Source organism: Arthrobacter sp. JB02-1C (assembly GCF_057748045.1).
Genome location: NZ_CM173235.1, coordinates 616,507 through 637,801 on the forward strand (window position 1 = coordinate 616,507; position 21,295 = coordinate 637,801).

Annotated in this window: 23 protein-coding genes; 7 read left to right on the forward strand and 16 right to left on the reverse strand. The window is 64.6% G+C overall.

Annotated elements, in window-relative coordinates:
- Positions 1-76 precede the first annotated feature (76 nt).
- On the reverse strand, positions 77-1,246 hold the full coding sequence (locus AC3ANP_RS02975; RefSeq protein WP_488331421.1) for an IS30 family transposase: 1,170 nt from the start codon (positions 1,244-1,246) through the stop codon (positions 77-79).
- A gap of 1,040 nt (positions 1,247-2,286) precedes the next feature.
- Between AC3ANP_RS02975 and AC3ANP_RS02980 the strand changes: the two genes are divergently transcribed.
- The 3 genes from AC3ANP_RS02980 to AC3ANP_RS02990 all read left to right on the forward strand — a co-directional run bounded on the left by AC3ANP_RS02980 (position 2,287) and on the right by AC3ANP_RS02990 (position 5,182).
- A complete protein-coding gene (locus AC3ANP_RS02980) occupies positions 2,287-2,760 on the forward strand; it encodes a hypothetical protein (protein ID WP_488331869.1) in 474 nt (157 codons plus the stop codon).
- Between the two features lie 1,214 nt (positions 2,761-3,974).
- Complete coding sequence (locus tag AC3ANP_RS02985; RefSeq protein ID WP_488331870.1) at positions 3,975-4,457, forward strand: DUF2306 domain-containing protein; 483 nt, start codon at positions 3,975-3,977, stop codon at positions 4,455-4,457.
- Between the two features lie 278 nt (positions 4,458-4,735).
- Positions 4,736-5,182, forward strand: a complete 447-nt coding sequence (locus AC3ANP_RS02990) for a hypothetical protein (protein ID WP_488331871.1) — start codon at positions 4,736-4,738, stop codon at positions 5,180-5,182.
- Between the two features lie 673 nt (positions 5,183-5,855).
- Here the strand turns inward: AC3ANP_RS02990 and AC3ANP_RS02995 are convergent.
- Positions 5,856-6,296: a hypothetical protein gene (locus AC3ANP_RS02995; RefSeq protein ID WP_488331872.1), complete on the reverse strand. Its 441-nt coding sequence runs from the start codon at positions 6,294-6,296 to the stop codon at positions 5,856-5,858.
- A 119-nt stretch (positions 6,297-6,415) separates the two neighbouring features.
- On the opposite strand from AC3ANP_RS02995, the gene AC3ANP_RS03000 reads away from it, so the two are divergent.
- On the forward strand, positions 6,416-6,619 hold the full coding sequence (locus AC3ANP_RS03000) for a hypothetical protein (protein WP_488331873.1): 204 nt from the start codon (positions 6,416-6,418) through the stop codon (positions 6,617-6,619).
- A gap of 76 nt (positions 6,620-6,695) precedes the next feature.
- Here AC3ANP_RS03000 and AC3ANP_RS03005 read toward each other — a convergent pair whose 3' ends face one another.
- The 4 genes from AC3ANP_RS03005 to AC3ANP_RS03020 form a co-directional block, all read right to left on the reverse strand.
- Positions 6,696-7,418 (reverse strand): amino acid ABC transporter ATP-binding protein, encoded by a 723-nt coding sequence (locus AC3ANP_RS03005; protein WP_488331874.1) that lies wholly within the window; start codon positions 7,416-7,418, stop codon positions 6,696-6,698.
- Between the two features lie 14 nt (positions 7,419-7,432).
- On the reverse strand, positions 7,433-8,122 hold the full coding sequence (locus tag AC3ANP_RS03010) for an amino acid ABC transporter permease (protein ID WP_488331875.1): 690 nt from the start codon (positions 8,120-8,122) through the stop codon (positions 7,433-7,435).
- Positions 8,115-8,786 carry an amino acid ABC transporter permease gene (locus tag AC3ANP_RS03015; RefSeq protein WP_488331876.1) on the reverse strand — a complete coding sequence of 224 codons (672 nt, stop codon included), beginning with the start codon at positions 8,784-8,786 and terminating at the stop codon, positions 8,115-8,117. The genes AC3ANP_RS03010 and AC3ANP_RS03015 overlap by 8 nt, the downstream gene beginning before the upstream one ends.
- An 85-nt stretch (positions 8,787-8,871) precedes the next feature.
- The gene (locus tag AC3ANP_RS03020) at positions 8,872-9,711 is read right to left on the reverse strand and encodes a transporter substrate-binding domain-containing protein (protein WP_488331877.1); all 840 of its coding nucleotides are present in this window, start codon (positions 9,709-9,711) and stop codon (positions 8,872-8,874) included.
- 212 nt (positions 9,712-9,923) lie between these two features.
- On the opposite strand from AC3ANP_RS03020, the gene AC3ANP_RS03025 reads away from it, so the two are divergent.
- A complete protein-coding gene (locus tag AC3ANP_RS03025; protein WP_488331878.1) occupies positions 9,924-10,640 on the forward strand; it encodes a GntR family transcriptional regulator in 717 nt (238 codons plus the stop codon).
- A gap of 65 nt (positions 10,641-10,705) precedes the next feature.
- On the opposite strand, the gene AC3ANP_RS03030 is transcribed toward AC3ANP_RS03025, so the two are convergent.
- The 8 genes from AC3ANP_RS03030 to AC3ANP_RS03065 form a co-directional block, all read right to left on the reverse strand.
- A complete protein-coding gene (locus AC3ANP_RS03030; protein ID WP_488331879.1) occupies positions 10,706-11,473 on the reverse strand; it encodes an SDR family NAD(P)-dependent oxidoreductase in 768 nt (255 codons plus the stop codon).
- A complete protein-coding gene (locus AC3ANP_RS03035; RefSeq protein WP_488331880.1) occupies positions 11,470-12,312 on the reverse strand; it encodes a fumarylacetoacetate hydrolase family protein in 843 nt (280 codons plus the stop codon). Before AC3ANP_RS03035 ends, AC3ANP_RS03030 begins: the two co-directional genes overlap by 4 nt.
- Positions 12,309-13,514 (reverse strand): fumarylacetoacetate hydrolase family protein, encoded by a 1,206-nt coding sequence (locus AC3ANP_RS03040; RefSeq protein WP_488331881.1) that lies wholly within the window; start codon positions 13,512-13,514, stop codon positions 12,309-12,311. The genes AC3ANP_RS03035 and AC3ANP_RS03040 overlap by 4 nt, the downstream gene beginning before the upstream one ends.
- Positions 13,511-14,998 carry an aldehyde dehydrogenase (NADP(+)) gene (locus tag AC3ANP_RS03045; protein ID WP_488331882.1) on the reverse strand — a complete coding sequence of 496 codons (1,488 nt, stop codon included), beginning with the start codon at positions 14,996-14,998 and terminating at the stop codon, positions 13,511-13,513. The genes AC3ANP_RS03040 and AC3ANP_RS03045 overlap by 4 nt, the downstream gene beginning before the upstream one ends.
- A complete protein-coding gene (locus AC3ANP_RS03050) occupies positions 14,995-16,341 on the reverse strand; it encodes an enolase C-terminal domain-like protein (RefSeq protein ID WP_488331883.1) in 1,347 nt (448 codons plus the stop codon). Before AC3ANP_RS03050 ends, AC3ANP_RS03045 begins: the two co-directional genes overlap by 4 nt.
- A gap of 127 nt (positions 16,342-16,468) precedes the next feature.
- Complete coding sequence (locus AC3ANP_RS03055; RefSeq protein ID WP_488331884.1) at positions 16,469-17,131, reverse strand: GntR family transcriptional regulator; 663 nt, start codon at positions 17,129-17,131, stop codon at positions 16,469-16,471.
- A 158-nt stretch (positions 17,132-17,289) separates the two neighbouring features.
- Entirely contained in the window at positions 17,290-18,276 is a 987-nt protein-coding gene (locus tag AC3ANP_RS03060; protein ID WP_488331885.1) for a diguanylate cyclase domain-containing protein, read from the reverse strand.
- Positions 18,273-19,106, reverse strand: a complete 834-nt coding sequence (locus AC3ANP_RS03065; protein ID WP_488331886.1) for an alpha/beta fold hydrolase — start codon at positions 19,104-19,106, stop codon at positions 18,273-18,275. Before AC3ANP_RS03065 ends, AC3ANP_RS03060 begins: the two co-directional genes overlap by 4 nt.
- Positions 19,107-19,246: 140 nt before the next feature.
- On the opposite strand from AC3ANP_RS03065, the gene AC3ANP_RS03070 reads away from it, so the two are divergent.
- Positions 19,247-19,591: a hypothetical protein gene (locus AC3ANP_RS03070; RefSeq protein WP_488331887.1), complete on the forward strand. Its 345-nt coding sequence runs from the start codon at positions 19,247-19,249 to the stop codon at positions 19,589-19,591.
- An 8-nt stretch (positions 19,592-19,599) separates the two neighbouring features.
- Here AC3ANP_RS03070 and AC3ANP_RS03075 read toward each other — a convergent pair whose 3' ends face one another.
- Together AC3ANP_RS03075 and AC3ANP_RS03080 are read right to left on the reverse strand one after the other, a co-directional pair.
- Positions 19,600-19,944, reverse strand: coding sequence for a DUF3846 domain-containing protein (locus AC3ANP_RS03075; RefSeq protein ID WP_488331888.1), 345 nt, complete (start codon positions 19,942-19,944; stop codon positions 19,600-19,602).
- A 131-nt stretch (positions 19,945-20,075) separates the two neighbouring features.
- Positions 20,076-20,255: a hypothetical protein gene (locus tag AC3ANP_RS03080; protein ID WP_488331889.1), complete on the reverse strand. Its 180-nt coding sequence runs from the start codon at positions 20,253-20,255 to the stop codon at positions 20,076-20,078.
- Between the two features lie 428 nt (positions 20,256-20,683).
- Here AC3ANP_RS03080 and AC3ANP_RS03085 point away from each other — a divergent pair, with 428 nt between their 5' ends.
- Positions 20,684-21,289 (forward strand): PadR family transcriptional regulator, encoded by a 606-nt coding sequence (locus AC3ANP_RS03085; protein ID WP_488331890.1) that lies wholly within the window; start codon positions 20,684-20,686, stop codon positions 21,287-21,289.
- The last annotated feature ends 6 nt before the right edge of the window (positions 21,290-21,295 follow it).

A 21,295-nucleotide genomic window follows, 5' to 3' on the forward strand; every position in this document is an offset into this window, starting at 1 on the left:
GGTCATTGAGCTAACTGACAGGCCGCAACGACCTGCCCGTAAGCCGGTCCGCAGGAGGAACGGCGGATTCAGGCGGTCATTGCAACAGGAGTCCTTCGATCAATTCGATCGGTTTTCTGAACTCTAGTCTTTTCCGTGGCCGGTCGTTGAGCTCCTGTGCGACCCAGTCGAGGTCTTCGGCGCTGTGGATGCTCAGGTCCGTGCCTTTCGGGAAGTACTGGCGCAGCAGGCCATTCGTGTTTTCGTTGATGCCGCGCTGCCACGGTGAGTGCGGGTCGCAGAAGTAGATGTCGATGCCGGCGTCCATTTTCACGGTTTTCCAGTCCTGCATTTCGATGCCCTGGTCCCAGGTAAGGGAATGCCTCAGCGCCTCGGGGAGCGTCTTGATCTTGGCAGCCAGGGCGTCACGCATTTGTTCAGCTTTGTACCCGTCCGGCAGATGAACGAGCATCGTGTAGTTGGTGGTTCTCTCCACGAGGGTCCCGATCGCGGACTGGTTGCCTTTGCCGATGATGAGGTCGCCCTCCCAATGCCCCGGCACCGCACGGTCCTTAACCTCGGGCGGGCGTTCGGAGATATTGATCATCCCCGGGATCCGGTTCTTCCGCTGGCCGGCCTTCCTGCAGGGCTGCCTGAGCGCACGTCCGGTGCGTAAACACGCGGCCAGATCACGGTTCAGCGCTCCGCGGGACTGAACGTAGAGGGACTGGTAAATGGTCTCAGGTGACACCCGCATCTCCGGCTCATCGGGAAACTCAACCCGCAGGCGTCCTGCGATCTGCTCCGGCGAGTACTTCTTTTTCAGGTCCTCTTCCACCTTCGCACGCAACACCGCGTTCGTGTGCAGTTTCGCCGGTTTCGGCCGCGAAGCCCGCTCATACGCCAGAGCATGAGCCGACGTCGCCCGGTAAGGCAACCCCGCCACCGAATTGCGCCGCAGCTCCCTGGACACCGTCGAGGCCGACCTGCCGATCACGGCCCCGATCCGGCGCAGCGACTGTCCCTGGGCGCGCAGCACCGCGATCTCCTCACGCTGGGCGAAGGTCAGGCACCTGCCCTTCAGATCCCGGCCCCGGCGTGGCCTGACACCCCCGGCCTCGGCCAGGACCCGGCGCCCGGTCCGCCGGCTCGTATTGATCGGCACAACCGCGTCAGTGATGAAATCACCGGCCTGCATCCCGGCCCAAAACAGCTGCAAAAGATCCGGCCTTACGTAAATCGAATACCTCGCCACGACAACACCCATCCGCTAAGTGTTGCAATCACCGCAAGAACCCAAGGAACCTTCTGCGGGACACCCCACCATTCCGAAAGCGGCGCGGCTTACGGGCAGTCCAGGGCGAACGCTACAGATAACCCCGTGCCGCAGTCTACGGGTTGACCCCATGACGGAAGAGTCGCGGGACCCCCAGAAGGCCGTTGAACTTATACGAATAGTGCGGCGTCGTCTTGCCCTCAAAGGATCGCTCACCGGAGAATTGGCGGCGCCTCAGAATATCGTGAAGGCCTCGCCCTCTCTTCCCTCTAACCCCGGGTTACCCTGCCAAATCTAGGGCAATTCCGTAGTGGCGTTTGCGGGTCTTAAGCGGGAGATGGCGTCGTAAGGACGCCTATTAAGGCGTAGAGAAGAAGACCAATCGAAATGACCGTGGCGATCGCAACAGCAGTTCGACCTCGGAAAGGTTGGCCGTCTGATGAGCGCTTGGATCGTGTGTAGAGCATGCAGGCCCCAAGGATTAGGAGACCTGCAAACAGCGGAATCAGGGGCCAATACGTCATCAAATCACCGTTCCCCGTTTTTGGCGCTCCGGCGAGCACCTAATGATCATCAGTCACGTTTTCTTTCGGGGCAAGATCTAAACGCCATCGCTCTTGCCACCATCGATGAACTGGTAGCGGCGAGGATCCCCGTCTCATGACCTGCCGGAGCAGCACCTAGCCGGCGGGACAGCCCACGTAAAGCGCTAAGCAGGCCATTTCAAGTTGCGAGGGGCAGTTCTCAGCTACGCGTCCTCCCGTTAGCCGGTGGTCCAGCCGGCGCTCCTGCGTTCGATAGGGGATCCCTCTACGGGACGCCTTCGTGACGCGGTGGTGCCCTCGATGGCTCGTACGGCGCCGGTTTACTGCTGCTCACGGGGAGTACACCAGAGCGATCCTGTCGTCTGGCGGGTGCTTCGGCTGTGACTTGCGTTCGAGGCCCGAGCGGGTAGGCTCGCGGCATGTCACGAGATTGGGCTGTATCTGGAGCCGGACAACCGACCCAGGCAGTACACCGAGAGGAAACCAATGAGTAGTCGACCCGCACTTCCGGGGCTTGTTGCTGGGGTGTTCTTCCTGGTCTGGGCGGCAATCTTTCTGACGTGGGCGCCAGTGGACACTCTGCGCCTGGTCACTGGCATTGTGTTCGTGCCGATCGGTGTGGCTCTGATCCTCAAGTACTTCATTGGGCGCCGACCCACGAAACGCGGGTACTCCGCCGGTGGAATGTTTGGATGGAAAGTAACCCGCGTCTTGTTCTCCGTCGGCACCATGTCGGTTCTGACCGGGATTTTCCGCATCGCGCTGGATGGGTCACAGGTGTTCCCGTGGGTTATGGCCGCCGTCGGTCTTGGGTTGGTGGCACTTTCAACCCGTGGCCCGTGGGACAGCGAAACCAGCGGTCGAAATCGTTCGGTTCTGGGTTTCAGGGCGCGCTCTGGTAATCCTCTGGCGAGGTTCCACAAAGGCACGATCCACCAGCCCACAGAACGGGGGAAATGATGACCGCAGGACGATGGGGACTCCTCGTCGTTGCCGCAGTGCTCCTGATCGTCTCCGTAGTTCTCGCCCTTCAGGGATCAACGGGTCTCTGGTTCACCGCAGCGGCTATGGGCATCCTGATCTTCGCTACCCTGCGTTCAGGACTCAAAGAATATCGCCGGTCCCCAGACAGCCATAGGTAGACCCGATCCGGCAGCTTTCTGTCAAAGGCCTCCGTGTGAGTACGTCAATCTGATGCAGCACCGGTCGGTCTGATTCAGGACGTCCCTGGAGACCGGAGGACGGTAGGCACTCCTGCGGGTGCCCGCATGCCGATCGTTGATCGGGACGCTCGGGCGGTGTTACCGTGAGGGCGATTGGGGAGGCATAGTGCTATTGCTCGGGTGGGTGTTGTTGGAGCGCTTTGTCCACGCCGACGTTGCGGTCCGCACGACGGTCAGCGCGGGTGTTCCCCCGGTCACGGCTCTCCTTCTCGTTGCTCTGGCCGTGGCCCTGACGATCCTCATGGCTTGCGCCTTGCAAGCGCTACTTTGCACCCTTCTGGCTACAAGGGCCCACTCCGACCCCCCGGGACTGGAGGACCAGCACGGCCTAGTCTCCTTGTCTTTGGTTCGGTCCGCACCCGTCGGCGGGACAGGTCCTCGCGCTCCAGGCAGATCTCGCCGCCGCCCCGGGAGCCTCCGCACAGCCCTCTAGAATCCAACCTTTGCCGGCAATCCGGCCACGGCTGGAACATGCCTACGCGCTGCGTGCGCCACTGCTCCCGGGTGACCTCAGAACACTTCTCTGACTGCCGCCACAAGGAGCCCATTGCCATGTCCCCTAATACCCTCGCCGTCTCACTCCGCAACACGCCCCCGCGATACCGCTCAACTGCTCACCGTCGCCTTGGACTGCTGTGGACGCTCGCCCGTCGGGCAATCCGCCGGGTGGCTATGCGAGCCACTCTGTTCGGTGGGTGGGTCTGGTTCGCGGCCGGCTCGCTGATTGGGTTTGAGGCGTTCGACATCGTCTTCGGCACGTTCGCCCTAGCCCCCGAGCTGCTTCCGCTCGTTATCCTCGGCCTCGCACTCGCTTGGTATTTTCGCGGTCAGATTCGACGAGTTTCAGCACGTGCCCGCGCGTACCGGCGCCTCAGGCGCATGAATCGCGATCTCAGCTGACTCTGCCGGCAGTCCCAATGGTCGGCGGCACGGTCCGCTAGGCTCCGGACTATGCCTTCCTCCTGGACCGTTCTGATCTCACTTCACGCAATCGCAGCCAGCTACTCACTGATTTTCGGGGCCGTGAACCTGCTGCGCCGGACCAAAGGCGGCAGCGTTCACCGGGTCGTGGGCCGAATCTGGGCCGTTGCCATGTACGTCGTGGTGCTGACCTCGCTCGGCATCAGAACCATCGACGGAGGGTTCAATTGGCTCCACGCACTCTCGTTGTTGACGTTCTGCACACTAACAGCAGGGCTGTGGGCCATCTGGAAGAGAAACATCCGGGCCCACCGCAGTTTCATGACCGGTAGCTACTTCGGTCTGGTCGGCGCCTTTGTGGGCGTTCTGGCAGTGCCCTCGCGCCGCATTCCGCAGCTCGCCATCCACGAGCTCCCGCTGCTGGGGCTGTTGATCCTGGTCCTGCTGGGCACAGCCGCACTCACTATCATCGGCATTGCCCAGCTCCGCAAGACAAGGGTCCCCCTCGCCTAGCCCGGCCGAATACCCGCGACAGGGACCAAAGGCAGGAACAGGCCATTGGCGGACCGCGTCGCTGCAAAGAGTCCATGGCACGTAAGCCGATCGGCTGGCGGGACGTTTCGAAGCTGAATTTCATTTGCGGAACTCGCCTGCACGGAACGTCCCGCGTCGCCTTCACCCGCGGGCCACCCCGAACCACCCCACTTCCGGGCAATCGCTCAGCCCAGCCAGGTCCGTGGATTCACATGAACCGAGTTGCTGACACGTGACTCGTCTAGAAGACTGCAGAGATGATGCTGGGGGAAGACTCGAAACCTGTGGAATTCCGGACATTTACACCTCGGCGGTACCGTGCCGTGCTGGCTGCTGTCGGAATTGCAGCTGTGTCCATTCTCTTGACTGCCACTCCTTGGCCCGGGCTGGCGGTGCTTGTGGCGGCGGTTTTCGTTGCTGTTATGACGATGTCCGTCCGGATTCGACTGGACGAAGAATGCCTGTCGATCCGCGTTGCCGGTGCCTTCGCGACCACGATCCCGTATCGGGACATATCAGGAGTCTCCGCGGGACGAAACACCGGTTTTGTCCAAGGCATGGGTTTGCGCATTCTCCCCGGTGGAGGCACGGGCTACCTCGTTGGCGGCCCATCCGTGCGGATCCAGTGCGGCAACACCGCGGTGTTGGTCTCGTGCGCTGACCCCCAGGGGCTCGTCACCCGGATCGGCGCCCACATTCCGTGATGACGGCTTCCTTGCACGGGGATGCGGTGATGACTCTCAGTTGAAGGGTGGGCAGTGCTAGCCTCTGAGACTTGCGCCGTAGATCGGGCGCACCAAATAACTGGGGGCTTAGCGTGGTGTCGTTTGGAATACTCGGAATTCTTTACTCGGTGGTGATGGTGGCAATCGCTGTGCTGGCTGGGTACGCCTTGGTGCTCGTCATCATCTTCCTCCGCCTCCGTATCAAGGAGCTCCGGAGAGCACCCCTTCTGGGTCCGTACAAGGAACCCTAGGACACCCCTGAATCGCCAACCCGTACCCGCTCACTGATGTCCGGCGGTCAGGTTGGACCCTGCCAGTTGTGCCGGTTGGCAGTCTGCTTCCTTCCAAGGGAGCCTCCTTCCTCGGGTTCGCTGGAGGATCGGCCACGGGCTCGTGCCCATCTTGAAGGTTCGCACGCAAGTCGGTACGACCGTCGCTGTCCCGTAAGAGGACCGCCCGCTAACTGTCCCGTAAGCCGGTCCTCCACCGGTCGCACACCCCGCTGAACTGCATCATTGCGAATTGGGATCCGTCATCGTCCCGTAACCCCCATCCAGTGAAGCAACCGGTGACGGGGCGTGAAAGTGAACGCCGGCTAGACCCGACGCGCCGGCCAGGGCGGTGGGGCCGGCCGCCGCTGGTATAGGCGGGGCTACTGCGACTTGAGGAGCTTCGTGCCGTCGGGCCGCAACTCCCCTGCCGGCGAGACGTGGCGGTAGGGGGTTTGCCTGGTGATACCCAACTCTTCGCACAAGGCGCCGGCATTCATGCCCTTCAGGCAGGGCGCCAGTTGAGGGCGGTCGTCCTTCTTCCCCGGGGCATGGTCCTCGGAGAGCTTCAACGGGTCGACGCCCGCGGCCAGCAGTGCGTCGCGCTGCACATTGCGGCGCTCGGCGTCGCATCGCAGGCGGTTGGTCGTTTTCGACGCAGTAGTCGCGATCGCTCTCTGCTCGATCGTTCGGACCAATGCCGCTTCATCCACTTGCGCCTCCCGCTCGTGGAGCCGCGCCAAGGCGTGCCTGTGCTCGTTGCGCGCCCGGTACCGGAAATAGCCGAATTTCCGCCCCCGCGTTCCCGCTGTGATGAGAGTCACCCGCAATAATCGCCATCTGGCTTGAGCCGGCAGGCCCGCACTCGGCATCATGAAAAAGCACGGAGGGCACCGACGCCCACGCTGCGGGACACCCGGAATCACGAATGGAACTCTGAACAATGACGTTTGAAACTGCCCACTCTGTCACCCACAAGCTCTGGGACCGCGCCACGATGCACCACGAGCTGGACGCCCTGATCCATGACCTTTCGGTCCGGCACAACACGGCCAAGTCCAACATCGCGGTCCACGCCAGCGGCCCGAACACCTTTACGCTCAGCCTCAACGGCGCCCCCGCCGCCCTGGACGGGGCTTCCGCCTAGCAGCAACAGCGCGAACCAAAACGACGACGGCGGGAGTCTTCCCGCCGTCGTCGTGTCGTATCTGGTTAAGCGGCGCTTAGAGTACCTTGCTGAGGAAACCTTGGGTACGGGCATGGCGAGGCGACGAGAAAATCTGCTCCGGCGTGCCCTCCTCGACAATCAGCCCCTGGTCCATGAACAGCACCCGGTCCGCGACTTCCCTGGCGAAACCCATCTCGTGGGTCACCACCACCATTGTCATGCCTTCGCTGGCCAGGTCCTTCATCACGGTAAGCACCTCCCCGACAATCTCCGGGTCCAGAGCGGACGTGGGCTCGTCAAAGAGCATGATTTTCGGATTCATGGCCAGCGCACGGGCGATGGCGACCCGCTGCATCTGCCCGCCGGACAGGCTCCCCGGGAAGACGTCCATTTTGGCCGCAAGGCCGACCTTCGCCAGGAGGATCTCCGCTTTCGCCCGGGCTTTTTCCTTGGAGACTTTGGCTACCTTGAGCGGTGCAAGCATGACGTTGTCGATAACTCTTAGATGCGGGAAGAGATTGAAGTGCTGAAAGACCATGCCGGCCTGCTGCCGCACCAGGTTGATATTGGTTTTTGAATCATCGAGCCGGTGCTTGTTGATGACGATGCTGCCGGAGGTGATTGACTCCAGTCCGTTCATGCACCTCAGGAACGTACTCTTTCCCGAACCCGAGGGTCCGATGACACACACGACCTCCCGCTCGCGGATGTGGCAGTCAACTCCCTTGAGCACGTGGACGGGTCCGAACTTCTTGTTCAGGTTCTCAACGAAAATCACTTATATCCACCGATCTAGAGGCCCGCAGGCTCTGGGAGTTTGAGAGGGTCGACGTGGATGCCTGTCCGTTTCTCATACAGCCGTCCCAACCAGGAGATGCCGTAGCAAATGACGAAGTACATGGCCGCCACGACCAGGAACGTCTTAATCGGGTCGCCGGTCAGATTAGTGACAACGTTCCCTGCGTGGGTCAGTTCCAGCAGGCCGGTGACCGTGACCAGTGACGAGTCCTTGACCAGACCGATCAGGAACCCAATTCCGGGCGGGACCATGATCCTCACGGCCTGGGGCAGAATCACATACCGGAGCTTCCGCCAATAATCGAGGCCCAAAGCATCGGCCGCCTCGCTTTGTCCCTTGGCGACGGCTTCGATGCTGCCGCGGACAATTTCTGCAACATAGGCGGCGGCGAAGCAGGTCAGCGCTATGACAGCCGAGGAGAACTTGTCCGGTTCGAGGCCGGGGAACAGCAAGGGAATTCCGAAGAAAACGAAAAAGATGATGACCAGGACGGGGATTCCACGCACAACGCTGATGTAGGTGGTGCTGATCCAGCGGGCGATTTTGCTCGGGGAGGTCCGGGCGATCCCCAAAACCAGGCCAAAGATGACGCCGAGGATTCCGGACAAGAAGCAGAGCTGGATTGTCAGCCATGCCCCCTCCGCCAGGGGAACGAGGTCCTGCCAGTCAAAGGGCCTAAACATGGGAAGTCACCGCCCAACGGAACAGCGTTGTTTCGGCACGTTTGGAGGCGAGCGACATCAGCGCGGAGACACCCAGGTAGAGGAGGCCGCCCACGGCGAGCACCTCAACGGTCCGGTACGTGGTGTTGCTTACGCTCATGATCGCGTTGGTCAGTTCGGGAAGCGAGATGATGGATCCGATCGACGAAGCCAGGAACAGCAGGATGAGCTGGTTGGTCAGTGCCGGAAAGACGCTCCGCGTGGCCGGCAGCAGGACGATGTAGCGGACAATCTGGGACGAAGTCATCCCCAGCGCCCGGCCGGCCTCCCGGAGGCCGAGGGGCACGGATTCGAACCCTGCCCGGTAGATCTCAGCGGTGTAGGCGGCATTGTTCAGCGTTAGGCCGATCACGGCAGCCCAGACCGGCTCAAGGTTGATGCCCAGCGACGGCAGGGCAAAGTAGATCAGGTACAGCTGGACGAGCAGGGGCGTGTTGCGGATGGCCTCGATGTAGCAGGTGCAGAGGATGCGAACCAGCCGTCCGGTGCCCACCTTCCCCAGATAAACGAAGATGCCGAGGGCACTCCCAGCCACCATGGCCACGACAGTGATGTAAAAGGCAGTCCAGAGCCCCTCCAGGAGCAATGAACTGTAGGGGAGAAGGTCTCCGAAATATAAAGCCATGAGCAAAGGGTCCTATCCGTGAACAGCAGCATGGGCGGAGAATTTCCTGTCCTCCGCCCACGCCGGCGGTCGCGTCCGAATACTGTTAGTGGGCTAGGAAGGGCGGAAGACTCAGCCCGAACCACTTCTGCAGGGAGGCCTCGTTCTGTCCGGAAATGTTGTAGTTCCGGATGAAATTGTTGAGGTAATTAAGCCACGTCTGGTCGCCCTGCTTGACCCCAATGGAGAACAAAGCCGGCTTGATGGGGTCACCCTTAAGGAGCCTAAAAGCAGAGGGGTCGTTCTTCACCAGCCCGCCCACGATGGCGTTGTTCTCGATCAACGCATCGACTTTGCCGCTCTTCAGCGCCTGGATAGAGTCCGCGGTCGTGTTGAACCCGGTGATTTTGGCATTCGGGAAGGTGGACTTCAGGATTTGTTCGCCGACGCTTCCGCGCGAGGTGGCCACGGACTTGCCGTCCAGGTCAGCGTAGCTGTTGATCTGGCTGCCGGACGGAACCATGAAGACGGTGGAGCTGGCGGCATAGGGGTCGGACATTTCCACGACCTGGGCGCGGGCATCCGAGGCGGTGAACGTCGCGATTACCGCGTCCGCCTTGTCGGTCTGCAGGAGCGGTATCCGGCTTTCGTTCGTGGCGGTGACGAACTCGATTTTCGCGCCCAGGGAGGCCCCGAGGGCGTTGGCGAGGTCGATGTCGAAGCCTTCCCGGGCGCCGGACGAGTTCATTACTCCGTAGCCCGGAGAGTCGGCGCTGACGGCAATCTTGATCGTCTTGGACTTCAGAATCTGAGTGAGGCGGCTATCCGCGACGGATGTCGTCCCGGCACCACCGGCGTTCGCCGCACCGCCGGACGTGCAGCCCCCTAGCAACAGGGCCAAAGCGACAGCCGGAACAAGAAGCAACTTCGGTGTTGCTCTGAACATGGGAACTCTCCTGTGATTGTTACTGCGAAATCGGAAATAGGCGCTTGGTATCCCCTGGTTCTGCTCCATCCGAATCAGAATCATATAGGAATAGGTAGTATCATATATGCAATGTGACGCAGGTCAAGCCTTGTCCATCAAGGGGCCCATTACAGCGCCATCAGGCAGACAACACCGGACCACAGGGCCGCAGGGCAGCGAGGGGAACACACATGACGGCACCAACCAGGAGCGCCTCAAAGACGTCCAAGGCAGCTGCTGGCGCAGTCCATACAACGCTTCGCCAGGCGATCCTTGACGGACAGATCACGCCGGGCACGCGGATCAACATCGACGCCGTCGCCCGGCAGCTCGGCGTCTCCCACACCCCTGTCCGAGAGGCGCTGCAGCGCCTAGAAGGCGACAATTTGCTGACGTATTACCCCGGCAGGGGTTACAGCACCACGCCTCTGCTCAGCCTCACCGAGCTCCGTTCCCTGTTTGAGTTCCGGCTTCTCGTTGAGCCCTGGGCGGCGCGCTCCGCCGCGGTCGAACGGCTGTCCAATCCCGCGGCGTCCTTGCGGGTGGAACTGGCGGAGCTCGAACGTCAGGTCGCGGATCCGGAGAATCCCGGCCAGGGCCTCTGGGCCCACGATGCGCGCTTTCACGGCCTCATCCTGGCCTCCGCCGGCAACGAGATCGTCCAGCAGGCCTACGTCCAGACCCACTGCCATCTCCACATGTTCAGGCTCTACCCCGCAGACCTGGACGGCCGGGTGACCCTGCAGGAACACCAAGTAATCCGGGACGCCATCGCCGCCCGGGAACCAACCGCGGCGGAGAAAGCGATGAGCGAACACCTTCGCAACTCGTTCGGCCGCTTCGCCCGGGCCTTTGACGAGGTCCCCGTGGCGCTGGCCGCAAGCCGGACAGTGCAGATGACCTCCTAATCGGTGATCGTTGGCGTGAAGTCAAAGCATCACGTCCAGCCAGACCAGCGGCCCGGGCAGGACGGCTAACGGGCCGCGCGCAGCCGCAACGCCTGCATGCCGCCGTCGACCGCGAGCTCGGTGCCCGTAGTGGAACCGGCGAGCGGACTGGCAAGGTAGGCGATCGCTGCGGCGATTTCTTCGGGGGCCACCAGCCGGCCATGCGGCTGGCGGGCCTCGAGCGCCGCGCGCTCCGCCGCAGGGTCGGCTGCCTGGTCAAGCAGCCGGCCGACCCATGGGGTGTCGGCGGTGCCTGGGTTGACGCAGTTAATCCGGATGCCTTCCCTGATGTGGTCTGCCGCCATGCTCATCGTCAGGGCACGGACGGCCCCCTTGGTGGCCGCGTAGAGCGCCCGGGCCGGCAGCCCCGCGGTCGCCGCGACAGAGGCGGTGTTGACGATCGCCGCGGCCGGCGACTGCCGGAGATACGGCAGCGCAGCACGGCTGACCCGCACCGCACCCAACACGTTGACGTCGAAGACGCGGTGCCATTCGGCATCATCGTTGTCCTCGACGGTGCCCTGCGCCCCGATTCCGGCGTTGTTCACGACGACGTCGATTCCGCCAAACTCCCGGGCGACCAATTCGACCGCCCGCCGCACGGAGGCATCATCGGAGACGTCGCACACGATCGGAAGCGCCGGGGCAGGCACTGCCCCGGTATTCAGATCCAACACCGCGACCCTGGCGCCGCGGCGCAACAGGTGCGACGTCGTAGCGGCACCGATTCCCGAGGCGCCGCCGGTGACGATGACCCGAATACCCTCGAACTCGTCCGCTGGCTGCCCGCTCATGCTACGAACTCATGGCGCTGGCGGCCCAAGCCTTCAATTTCCAGTTCCACGACATCTCCCGCTTGCAGGTACGGGTAGCGGCCGGAAAGCGCGACCCCTTCCGGTGTGCCCGTGCAGATCAGGTCACCCGGCTCGAGGACCATGTATTGGCTCAAGTTCCACACAATGGTGTCGACGTCAAAGATCATGTCGGCGGTGGACGAATCCTGGCGGAGTTCGCCGTTGACCCAACTGCGCAGCCTCAGATCCCCTGCAGCCACCTCGTCCGGCGTGACGAGGTATGGCCCGGTGGGGCAGAATCCCGGCGAACTCTTGCCTTTGGACCACTGGCCGCCGGAGACGCTCAGCTGGAAGTCCCGTTCAGAGAGATCGTCGACCACCACGAACCCGGCGATGTGGTCCCGCGCGGCTTCCGGGGAGTCCAGGTAGGAGGCGCGCTTGCCGATGACCACCCCGAGTTCAACTTCCCAGTCGGTCCTGGTTGATCCACGCGGGATCTGCACGGTGTCATCCGGGCCTGAGACCGTGTTGGGGGTCTTCAGGAAGATGACCGGGTGCACCGGGGGCTCCGCACCGGATTCCTTAGCATGGGCGGCGTAGTTCAGGCCGACGCAGATCACAGCCGAGGGCCGCACGATGGGGGCACCGTAGCGGACGTCCTCGGCGCTCACTTCCGGAAGCGTTCCCGCTGCCAGGGCGGCGGCCGCGGCAGCCGGACCGCCCTGGGCAAGGAAGTTTCCGTCGATGGCCGCGGTCACGCCGCTCAACGAATAGTGCTTCTCCTCGTGGATGACAACGGGCTGTTCGACGCCCGGAGCGCCGATCTGGGCAAACCTCATGAATAGTCCTTTCGTGCAGTGGTGGTAAGGCAGGAGCGCTGCTCCTGCAGGTAGCAAAAGAGGTCCCGGAGACCGTAGGACCATTCCGGCAACTCTTCGGCCGCGCCCACCCGGTTCACCAGGGCACCCAGGTGGTTGCTGCGGATGGTTACCAGGTCACCGGGCCGGTGCGTGAAGCCCTGGCCGGGCTCGTCCCGGTCCTGCGTGGGTGCGAACAGTGTCCCGGTGAAGAGTGCGAACCCGTCGGGGTACTGGTGGTGTTTACCGAACGTCGCCGCGACGAGTTCTTCAAACGGGCGGCTGATCCTGGCCAGGGAGTTTCGTCCCTCCAGTGCGTAGCCGTCTTCTCCTTCGACGCGAAGCGTAATCTCTTCGTGCCGCAGCGTCTCCAGGGTGAACTCGTCGTCGAACAGCCGGATCAGGGGGCCCAACGCGCTGGACGCATTGTTGTCCTTCGCCTTACCGAGCAACAAGGCACTGCGGCCTTCCACGTCCCGGAGGTTCACGTCATTGCCGAGCGTTGCCCCGACAACGGCGCCCTTGGAGGTGACGATGAGCACCAGTTCCGGCTCCGGGTTGTTCCAGGAGGAGAAGCAGGGAATGCCTACGCCCGCACCGAGGCCCACCGAGGAGAGTACGGGGGCCTTGGTGAATACTTCGGGGTCCGGCCCGATGCCAACCTCAAGGTACTGCGACCACATCCCCTCAGCCAGCAGCACCTTTTTGGCCTCGGCTGCCTCCGCGGAACCCGGGCGGATGGCGCCAATGTTGCCGCCGAGTGCCCGCCCCACGAGCTGGCGCATTTCGAGGGCGCGGCTGGCGTCTCCGCCGCAGCGTTCCTCGATGACGCGCTCGATCATGCTGTCGACGAAGGTCACCCCGCAGGCTTTGATGACCTGCAGGTCCACCGGCGCCAGGAAATGCGGACGGTCCAGCTCCTGCGCCAGGGAGGCGCTGACGACGTCGGCGGTCGCCCAGCGCGGCTGCGCCAGGGCGGCACGCACCGCCGCGGCCAGGTCCGGAAGTTCCAGCAGTTCGGAGACCGTTCCGGCCAATCCGGTCAGGTCATAGACGTCCTCCGCCTTGACCACGACCACTCTTGGCCCTCCCGTTGCCGGGTCCCAGAGCCGGCCGACCAGCAGGGCAGAGGCGGCATCTGCGGGCAGGACCGCTGCCAGGGCATCATCCACCGGCGCGTTCACTGCTCCCCCGCATTTCCGCCGGCGCCGCCGGTAGCGGCGGCCCGCCGCCAGGCCCCGTCGACGCGCTGCGGCACATTCCAGGGGTTGCTGTCGCGGAGCGGTTCCGGCAGCTGGTTTTCCGGGAAGCTCTGGTACGCCACGGGACGCAGGAAGCGGCGGATCGCAGCCGTTCCGACCGAGGTGGTGGCCGAGGTGGTGGCCGGGTACGGGCCGCCGTGGTGCTGGGCGTAGCTGACGGTGACGCCCGTGGGCCAGCCGTTCCAGAGCACCCGCCCGCTGATGTCCACCAAGCGCGCCGCGAGCTCCGGGAGGTCATCCTCCGGCTCTGCCTGGAGCGTGGTGGTGAGCTGGCCCTCGAGGAGTTCGGCGAGCGCCGGGAGTTCGGATTCGTCGCCGTACTCCACCAGTATGCTGGCGGGTCCGAACATCTCCTGCCGCAGGATCGAGGGATCGTGACGCACGGCGGAGGCTGTGGTGTGCAGCAGCGTGGGCGCCGGCGTTTCGGCGAAGTCACCTTCGATCAGGACGTCGACGCCGGCCTCGCGTTGCAGGGCGTGCACCGCTTCGGTGAACCCCTCGTGAAGCCGGTTGCTGAGCAGCCGGGCCGGCGCGAAGCCTGCCAGGGCCGCGCTGAGGACGTCCCTGACCTTCTCGGTCTGGCCGCCGGGGACGAAGAGCAGCCCCGGTTTGGTGCAGAACTGGCCCATCCCCAGGGTGAAGGAGCCGGCGTAGCCCTGCAGGATCTCGTCGCGCCGTGCGGCCCAGGCCTTCTCGGTCACGAAGACCGCGTTGATGCCGCCGAGTTCACCGAAAAACGGGATCGGCTCGGAGCGGGCGTTGGCGCGGTCAAACAAGGCCCGGCCGCCCGCCGTCGAGCCGGTAAAACCGATCGCTCTCACCAGCGGATGGTCCACCAGGGCCTCCCCGGCTGCCCTTCCGGTGACGAGCGAGAACAGCCCCGAGGGTGCCCCTGCCGCGTCGAGCGCATCGACGACGACGGCGGCCGTGCGGCGGGCAAGCTGCCGGTGGGCGTCGTGGGCCTTGTGCACCACGGCGCAGCCGGCGGCCAGTGCGGACGCGCTGTCCCCGCCCATCACGCTGAAGGCGAAGGGAAAGTTGGAGGCCCCGAACACGCCGACGACCCCGATCGGCACGTTAACCCGGCGCAGGTCCGGCCGGGGACCCATGCCCCATTCCGGGTCCGCGTGGTCAACCGTGGCGTCGAAGTGTTCGCCGGCGCGGATTTCCGCTGCAAAGAGGCGGAGCTGGAACACGGTGCGGTTCAGTTCGCCCCGCAGGCGCTGCTCGCCGAGGTGTGTTTCCTCGACGGCGATCTCCACCAGGGCGTCGGCATCGGCTGCCAGTGCGTCGGCCACCGCCTCCAGCCAGGTTCCCCGCGTGCGGGGGTCCGCAGCCCGTCCTTTCTCGAACGCCGTGTGGGCCGCTTCTACTGCCGTGTTGAGTTCCGCCACCGCCGTCGTCATCGGATCCCCCCGGCGGCCGTCGGCGCGCCGCCGGTGACGGCGGCCCGGTTTCCGACCTCCAGCCAGCCGGCGCCGCCGGGGAATTCCCACCGGGAGCGGGATGCGGCGAACATTTCCGCGCCGGTGCCGGGAAGCTGCGGGGCTGCATAGCGGCCGTTGACGATCCGCACCGGCTCGGCGAAGTGTTCGTGGAGGTGGTCGACATACTCAATCATGCGGCCGTCCTGGCTGCGGCTGATGGCCGCGTAGTCGAAGAAGGAGAAGTGCTGGACGAGCTCGCACAGCCCTACCCCGCCGGCGTGCGGGCAGACGGGCACGTCGAAGCGGGCAGCGAGCAGGAGGTTGGCGATGTTCTCGTTTACTCCGGCCACCCGGGTGGAGTCCAGCTGGAGCACGTCGATGGCCCCGGCCTGGAGCAGCTGCTTGAAGACGATGCGGCTGGCCACGGCTTCGCCGGTGGCAACCCGCACGGGGGCAACGCCTTTGCGGATCTCGGCGTGACCCAGAATGTCGTCGGTGCTGGTGGGCTCTTCAATCCAGTACGGGTTGAATTCCGCGAGCTGGTTGACCCAGTCGATGGCTTCCGAGACTTCCCAGCGCTGGTTGGCGTCGATGGCGATGGGCAGATCGCCGACGGCCTGCCGCGCCAGGGCCATCCGGCGGCGGTCATCTTTGATGTCGCCGCCCACCTTGAGCTTGATCATGGAGAAACCGTCGGCAGCTGCCTCCTTGCTGAGCCGGACCAGCTTCTCGTCGCTGTACCCGAGCCAGCCGGGCGAGGTGGTGTACGCCGGAAAACCGTCCACTTTGAGGGACGCGATACGTGCGGCCTTGCCGTCCTCACCGGCACGCAGGATGTCGAGCGCCTGCTGCGGGCTCAGCGCATCGCGGATGTGGGTGAAGTCGACGACGTCGACGATCTCCTCGGCGGGCATCTCGCTGAGCAGGAGCCACAGGGGCTTCTTTTCGCGCCGCGCGCGGATGTCCCAGAGGGCGCTGACCAAGGCGCCGCAGGCCATCTGGGTCACGCCCTTTTCCGGGCCCAGCCAGCGCAGCTGGGAATCGTGGACGAGGCGCTTGGAGGCCGCGCCGAGGTCGTAGATCAGTTCGTCGATGTCGCGGCCGAGGAGCAGCTTGGCGTAGGCGTCGATGGCGTGGGTGAGGATTTCGTTGCCGCGGCCGCAGCTAAAAATGAAGCCGTGGCCCTCGTCGCCCGCGTCGGTGCGGATGACGACATAGGCGGCCGAGTAGTCCGGGTCCACGTTGACCGCGTCGGAGCCGTCGAGCTCAAGGGACGTGGGGAAGCGTACGTCCTGGGTATGGATGGAAGTAACGGAAGGCACGGTTCTCTTCTCTCTGGGGGTCGACGCAAGGGAGCGCAGTTCCTATATGAATCTCTACAATCATATAGGAACTGTGATCTGGATCAAGGCCAAAGAAAAACCCCGGCCAAAAGGCCGGGGCTTCGTTTTACTCGACGATGTGCCTGCGCGACGGGCCGCCGGCTTCCAGCGGCGGGAGGTCTTCATCCCCGTCGAAAGCCTTGGAAAACCGGCTGAACGAATTCCTGATATGTTCCGCCATCGCCTGCTCCGCCTGGTCGGGGAGGCATGCCGAGATGGCATCACGGACGGCCGCGTGTTCCGCCACCGTAATCGCCCCGTCGATGTCGGCAGGGTAGAGCCGGAAAGTGTGCAGGTGGCAGTGGGTCTGGGCGAACGCATGGCGCACCACCGGATTGCCAGCGGCGGCAAGGATGGCGTCATGGAAACGGGTGTCGTGGGCCACCAGTTCCTGCCGCAGCTCCCCCGCCGTGTCCATGGTGGCGCGGAAGGCGGCCAACTCGCTTTCGAGGGCGGCGGCCGGATTGGCGAGGCGGTCAACGGCCACCGAGCGCGCCGCCCACGGTTCCACCAGGAGCCGGAACTCAAAGAGGGCCCGCAGCGCCGGCAGGTCCAGCAAGGGCGTGGTGCTGTACCCACGTCCCGGGCTGTACACCACCAGGTTGTCGCCTTCCAGGCGCTGAAGGACCTCCCGCACCGGGGTCTGCGAGACGCCCAGGCTCCGCGAAACCGCATCGATATTAATGTGGGCCCCGGGCTCTAGGTCGCCCTTGAGAATGGAAGCCCGCATTGAAGCGTAGACGTCGCTGACGGCCGGCTTACTTTTCGACGGAGCAGACAGGGGACGTTGGGGCACGCGGTTACCTCTTAATGCTGGTTGGACGAAGTCGCTGGAGGAATCATAAGGCACGACTCTGGGAGACGACCCGAACCGTCCGCCCGAAGGGCCTAGCGCTGGCGGGCCAGCGGTGCTCCGGCCGGCGGGGCGCTGCTCATCTCGGTCTTCACGCGGTACATGTCCTGGTCCGCGGCCAGCAGCAGTGCACTGTACAGGGCCTGAAGGTCCGCGTCCCCGGCGTCGGCTGCGACCGTGGTCTGCGCCTGGCCCACGGCCATCCCGAGGCGGAGCTGCCTCCCGCCGGCCGTCACAGCCTCGTCCAGGCACCTTCGCACCCGCCCGGCCACGGCGTCGAGCTCCTCCGGCTGCCGGATCCGCGGGACCAGGACCACAAACTCGTCCCCGCTGTAGCGGGCCACCAGGTCAGCGCCGCGCACGGTTCCGGCCAGGCGGGCCGCCACGTGTTCGAGCACCTGGTCCCCCACCGCGTGGCCCAGCGTGTCATTGACCTGCTTGAAGCTGTTCACGTCGCAGAACAGCAGGCCCACCCCGTGGCCCTGTGCACCGGCGCGGGCCAGCGCGGCCAGCAGGCTCTCCCGGAGCTTGCGCCGGTTCGGCAGTCCGGTCAGCGAGTCATGCAGCGCCCGGTGCCGTGCCTCCTGGAGCAGCCGGGCGCGTTCGGCCGCCGCGTCTTCGAGCTGCCGGTGCGCGGTGGCCAGTTCGCGCTCGTAGCGCCGCCGCTCGGGCGCCGCGAAGAAGATCATCAGGTCCCGCGGCTCCGGCCCGTCCGTGCTGCGGGTGACCGTGAGCAGGACCGGCCGACGCTGACCGTCGGAACCCAGCAGTTCGACCGCGAGTTCGGCCAGGCCGCCGTCGCGTTCCAGCTTCGGCCCGGCGTGGGTGCGGAACATCAGCCGGTCGCCGGCCGGCATGAGATCCAGCAGGCGGGTGCCCTCCAGGCTGTCCACGCCGGTCCAGGCGCGGATCGTGGCGTTCGCCGCCAGAATGGTTCCGTCCGGCCCGGCCACCAGATAACCGGCGGGCGCCCGGTGGAAGAGCTCGCCGTAGTCGAGGAGCTCCCCGGCTGACCGGGTCAAGGCTGCTTCAGGTAGTCGAGGATGGCCCCGGCGGTCTCCGCCGGGGCGCTGCTTTGCGGGAAGTGCCCGGTGGCGGCGAGCCGGACCAGCGTGCTGTTGGCGAGCTCCGCGTGCAGGTAGGTGCCCACGTGGTCCGGCGTGACGACGTCGTCGGTGCTCTGCAGGATCAGCACGGGAACCGTGACCTCGGGGAGCAGGTGCCGCACGTCGGAGAGGAAGGCCACCCGGGCAAAGTCGCGCGCGACGCGCGGGCTGATCCGGCCGAAGCTGCCCTGGATTTCGTGCTCAAGTTCGGGCGCGTGCGGGGTGTTCATATAGACCGGCGCCATGGAATCGGCCCAGACGAGGTAGTTGGCGTCCAGGGATTCGAACACGTCGTCAAGATCCTGGCGCGAAAAGCCGCCCTCGTACCCGTCCTCGGGGTAATCCATGTAACTGGGTGAGGCCGTCAGCAGGACGAGGCGGCCGATGCGGCCGCCCTGGTCGCGGACAGCGGCGCTGACGGCCATCATGGATCCGACGCTGTGGCCGATCAGGGTGGCGTCCTGCAGGTTGAGTTCGGCAAGGACGTCCAGCAGGTCATCGACGTAGGTGTCGAGGCTGGCGTAGGCGGCCGAGTCGTAGGCCGACTGGTCGGAGCCCCCGGAGCCGACATGGTCCAGCAGGACCACGCGGTAGCGGTCGGTGAACCACGGCAGGACCCGGCCCCACATCGTCTGGTCGGTACCGAAACCGTGCGCGAACACCAGCACCGGCGCCTCCGCCGGCCCAAAGACCTTCACGTTGTTCCGCGCTATCGCACCAGACACCAGCTGCCTACCCACGCTCATTTCACCCCACCCGTTGACCCCCAACAGCACCTCAGGCCCCTCCGGCCCCGTCCATCCTAGCCGGTCGGTGATCGGGGACATATGCAGGGCTCTGCGAACTTCAACTGGATCCTGCGCGCTCCCGGGGCGATGATGGGAACATGATCGCCGAGCTGCGCATTATCCCCGACTGCCCCAACGGGCCGGAGTCCCGTGAGCTCTTTGCCACGGCCCTCAAGCTGGAGGGATACGACGCCGGGACCCTCACCGTCCGCAGCGTTCACAGTGACGAGCAGGCGCAGGCGCTGGGCTTCCACGGCTCGCCAAGCTTCGTGCTCGACGGACGCGACTTGTTCCCCTCGGACGCCGCGCCCGCCGTCGCCTGCCGGGTCTACCCGACTGAACTGGGGCTGCGCGGTACACCCTCCCTGGAAACGCTGCGCCGGGCTCTGGCCGACGCCCGGCCCGGTGAAAGCAAGGCGGACGCCGCTGCGCCAGGTCGCTAGAACCGGAACTAGGCCTGCAGCCTTGAGTCGAAGAGCTCTTCGGCCAGCCGGATGAGGTGTGACGGGGCATGGGATTCTTCACCGTGCGGCCCGTGGCCCAGGAAGACGGCGGTCCCGTTGAACGCGTCCTCCAGATCCTTGCCCGCCTCGCGCATGAGGACTTCGGCGCGGTTGTTCTGCGGGAGGCGGCCGCCCTCGTCGTTGACGTAGACATGCCAGCCCCTGCTGGCGATGGCCTCGACGTTCCCGCCCACCAACTCCTGCAGGACATCGACGTCGGGATCCAGCCTTTCAATGCGCACCGGCTGGGTCAGTTGCGCCGGGACGATCAAGGCGTCGTACGTGGTATTCATGGCTCTGGTTTCTTGTGTCCTTGTGACGTACCGGAAGAAGCGGCGGCCAGCCCGGCTACAGTGCCGTGGCGGCAGAAGTGGGAGCGGGCGGCCGAAGGGCTAGGAGTCTCGCAGCGGCCGCCCGCGGCATGTTAGCGCTGGTTCTTGCGCGGCTTGGCGAAGAGGCCGTCGCTGGATTCGCTCTTAGCCTTTTTTTCGGCCCGCTTTTCGAGAATGGTCTTTCCCGTTTTTTTGGCACTTCCGCCCTTGAGCGATTTTCCCGACAAAGGAATCACACCTTTCTGTGCTTGCGTGTACCCAATACCATACACACTTATATTTTTTATGCCAGTTTCCGGAAAAAGCCTCAGAACCGGGGGTCGGGAGCCTCACAGCGAACAGCGCGGCGGCGGTGCAGCGGCGGCACAGCCCAGCAACGGCGCGGCGGCTGGACCCGCAAGCGCTTCCAAAGAAATTGCCCGGCAGAAAAAAGGGAAATTCATCAAAAGATCGTGGCTTGGGGCACAAAAGCAGCCCCCGCAAAAGTGCAGGGAGAAAACCGGACATGTTTACCTAAGGTCTACTCAACAATGCCTTTAGGAAACGGGATCGCTGCGAATTCTTCCGGCTTCCCGGCCGAGCCGCTGCAAAATGTGGCGCAGCAAACCCTTGTCGCGCCACATTCACCGATATATCGTTAACTATCGTCGAACATCGGCGATGTTACAGCCCATCAGTCATTCGGAAGGACGATGCCGCTATGAAAGGCATTCACGACGACAAATTTTCCGGCGCCGGACCCGGTGAGGGACGCTACGGGCGCGGCCGGAGCAGGCGCGGACCCCACGGGCACGGCGGCTTCGGACCGGGCCGCGGCTTCGGCGCAGGCTTCGGTCCCGGATTCGGTCCCGGATTTGGTCCCGGCGGCCCGCGCCGCGCCAACCGGGGGGACGTCCGCTCGGCGATCCTGTCCCTTCTGGCCGAGGCGCCCTCCAACGGCTACGGCCTGATCAAAACCATCGCCGAAAAGACCTCGGGAGCCTGGCGCCCCAGCCCGGGGTCGGTGTATCCGACGCTGCAACAACTGGTCGACGAGGAGCTCATTGCGCCCGTGGGCGACGGACGGCGCACCGAATTCACACTCACGGACACCGGCAAGGAGTACGTGGCGGCGCACGCGGAAGAACTCGAGAACGCGTGGAACACCGAGGGCCAGGGTTCGGGGCCAGCGTTCCACCAGAGCATCGCCAAGCTGATGGGCGTCATCCACCAATTCCGATTTTCGGCAACGGAGGAACAGCGCACCGCCGCGATCGAAAAGATCGACGAAACGCGCCGCGCCCTCTACCGCATCCTCGCGGACTAGCGCGTT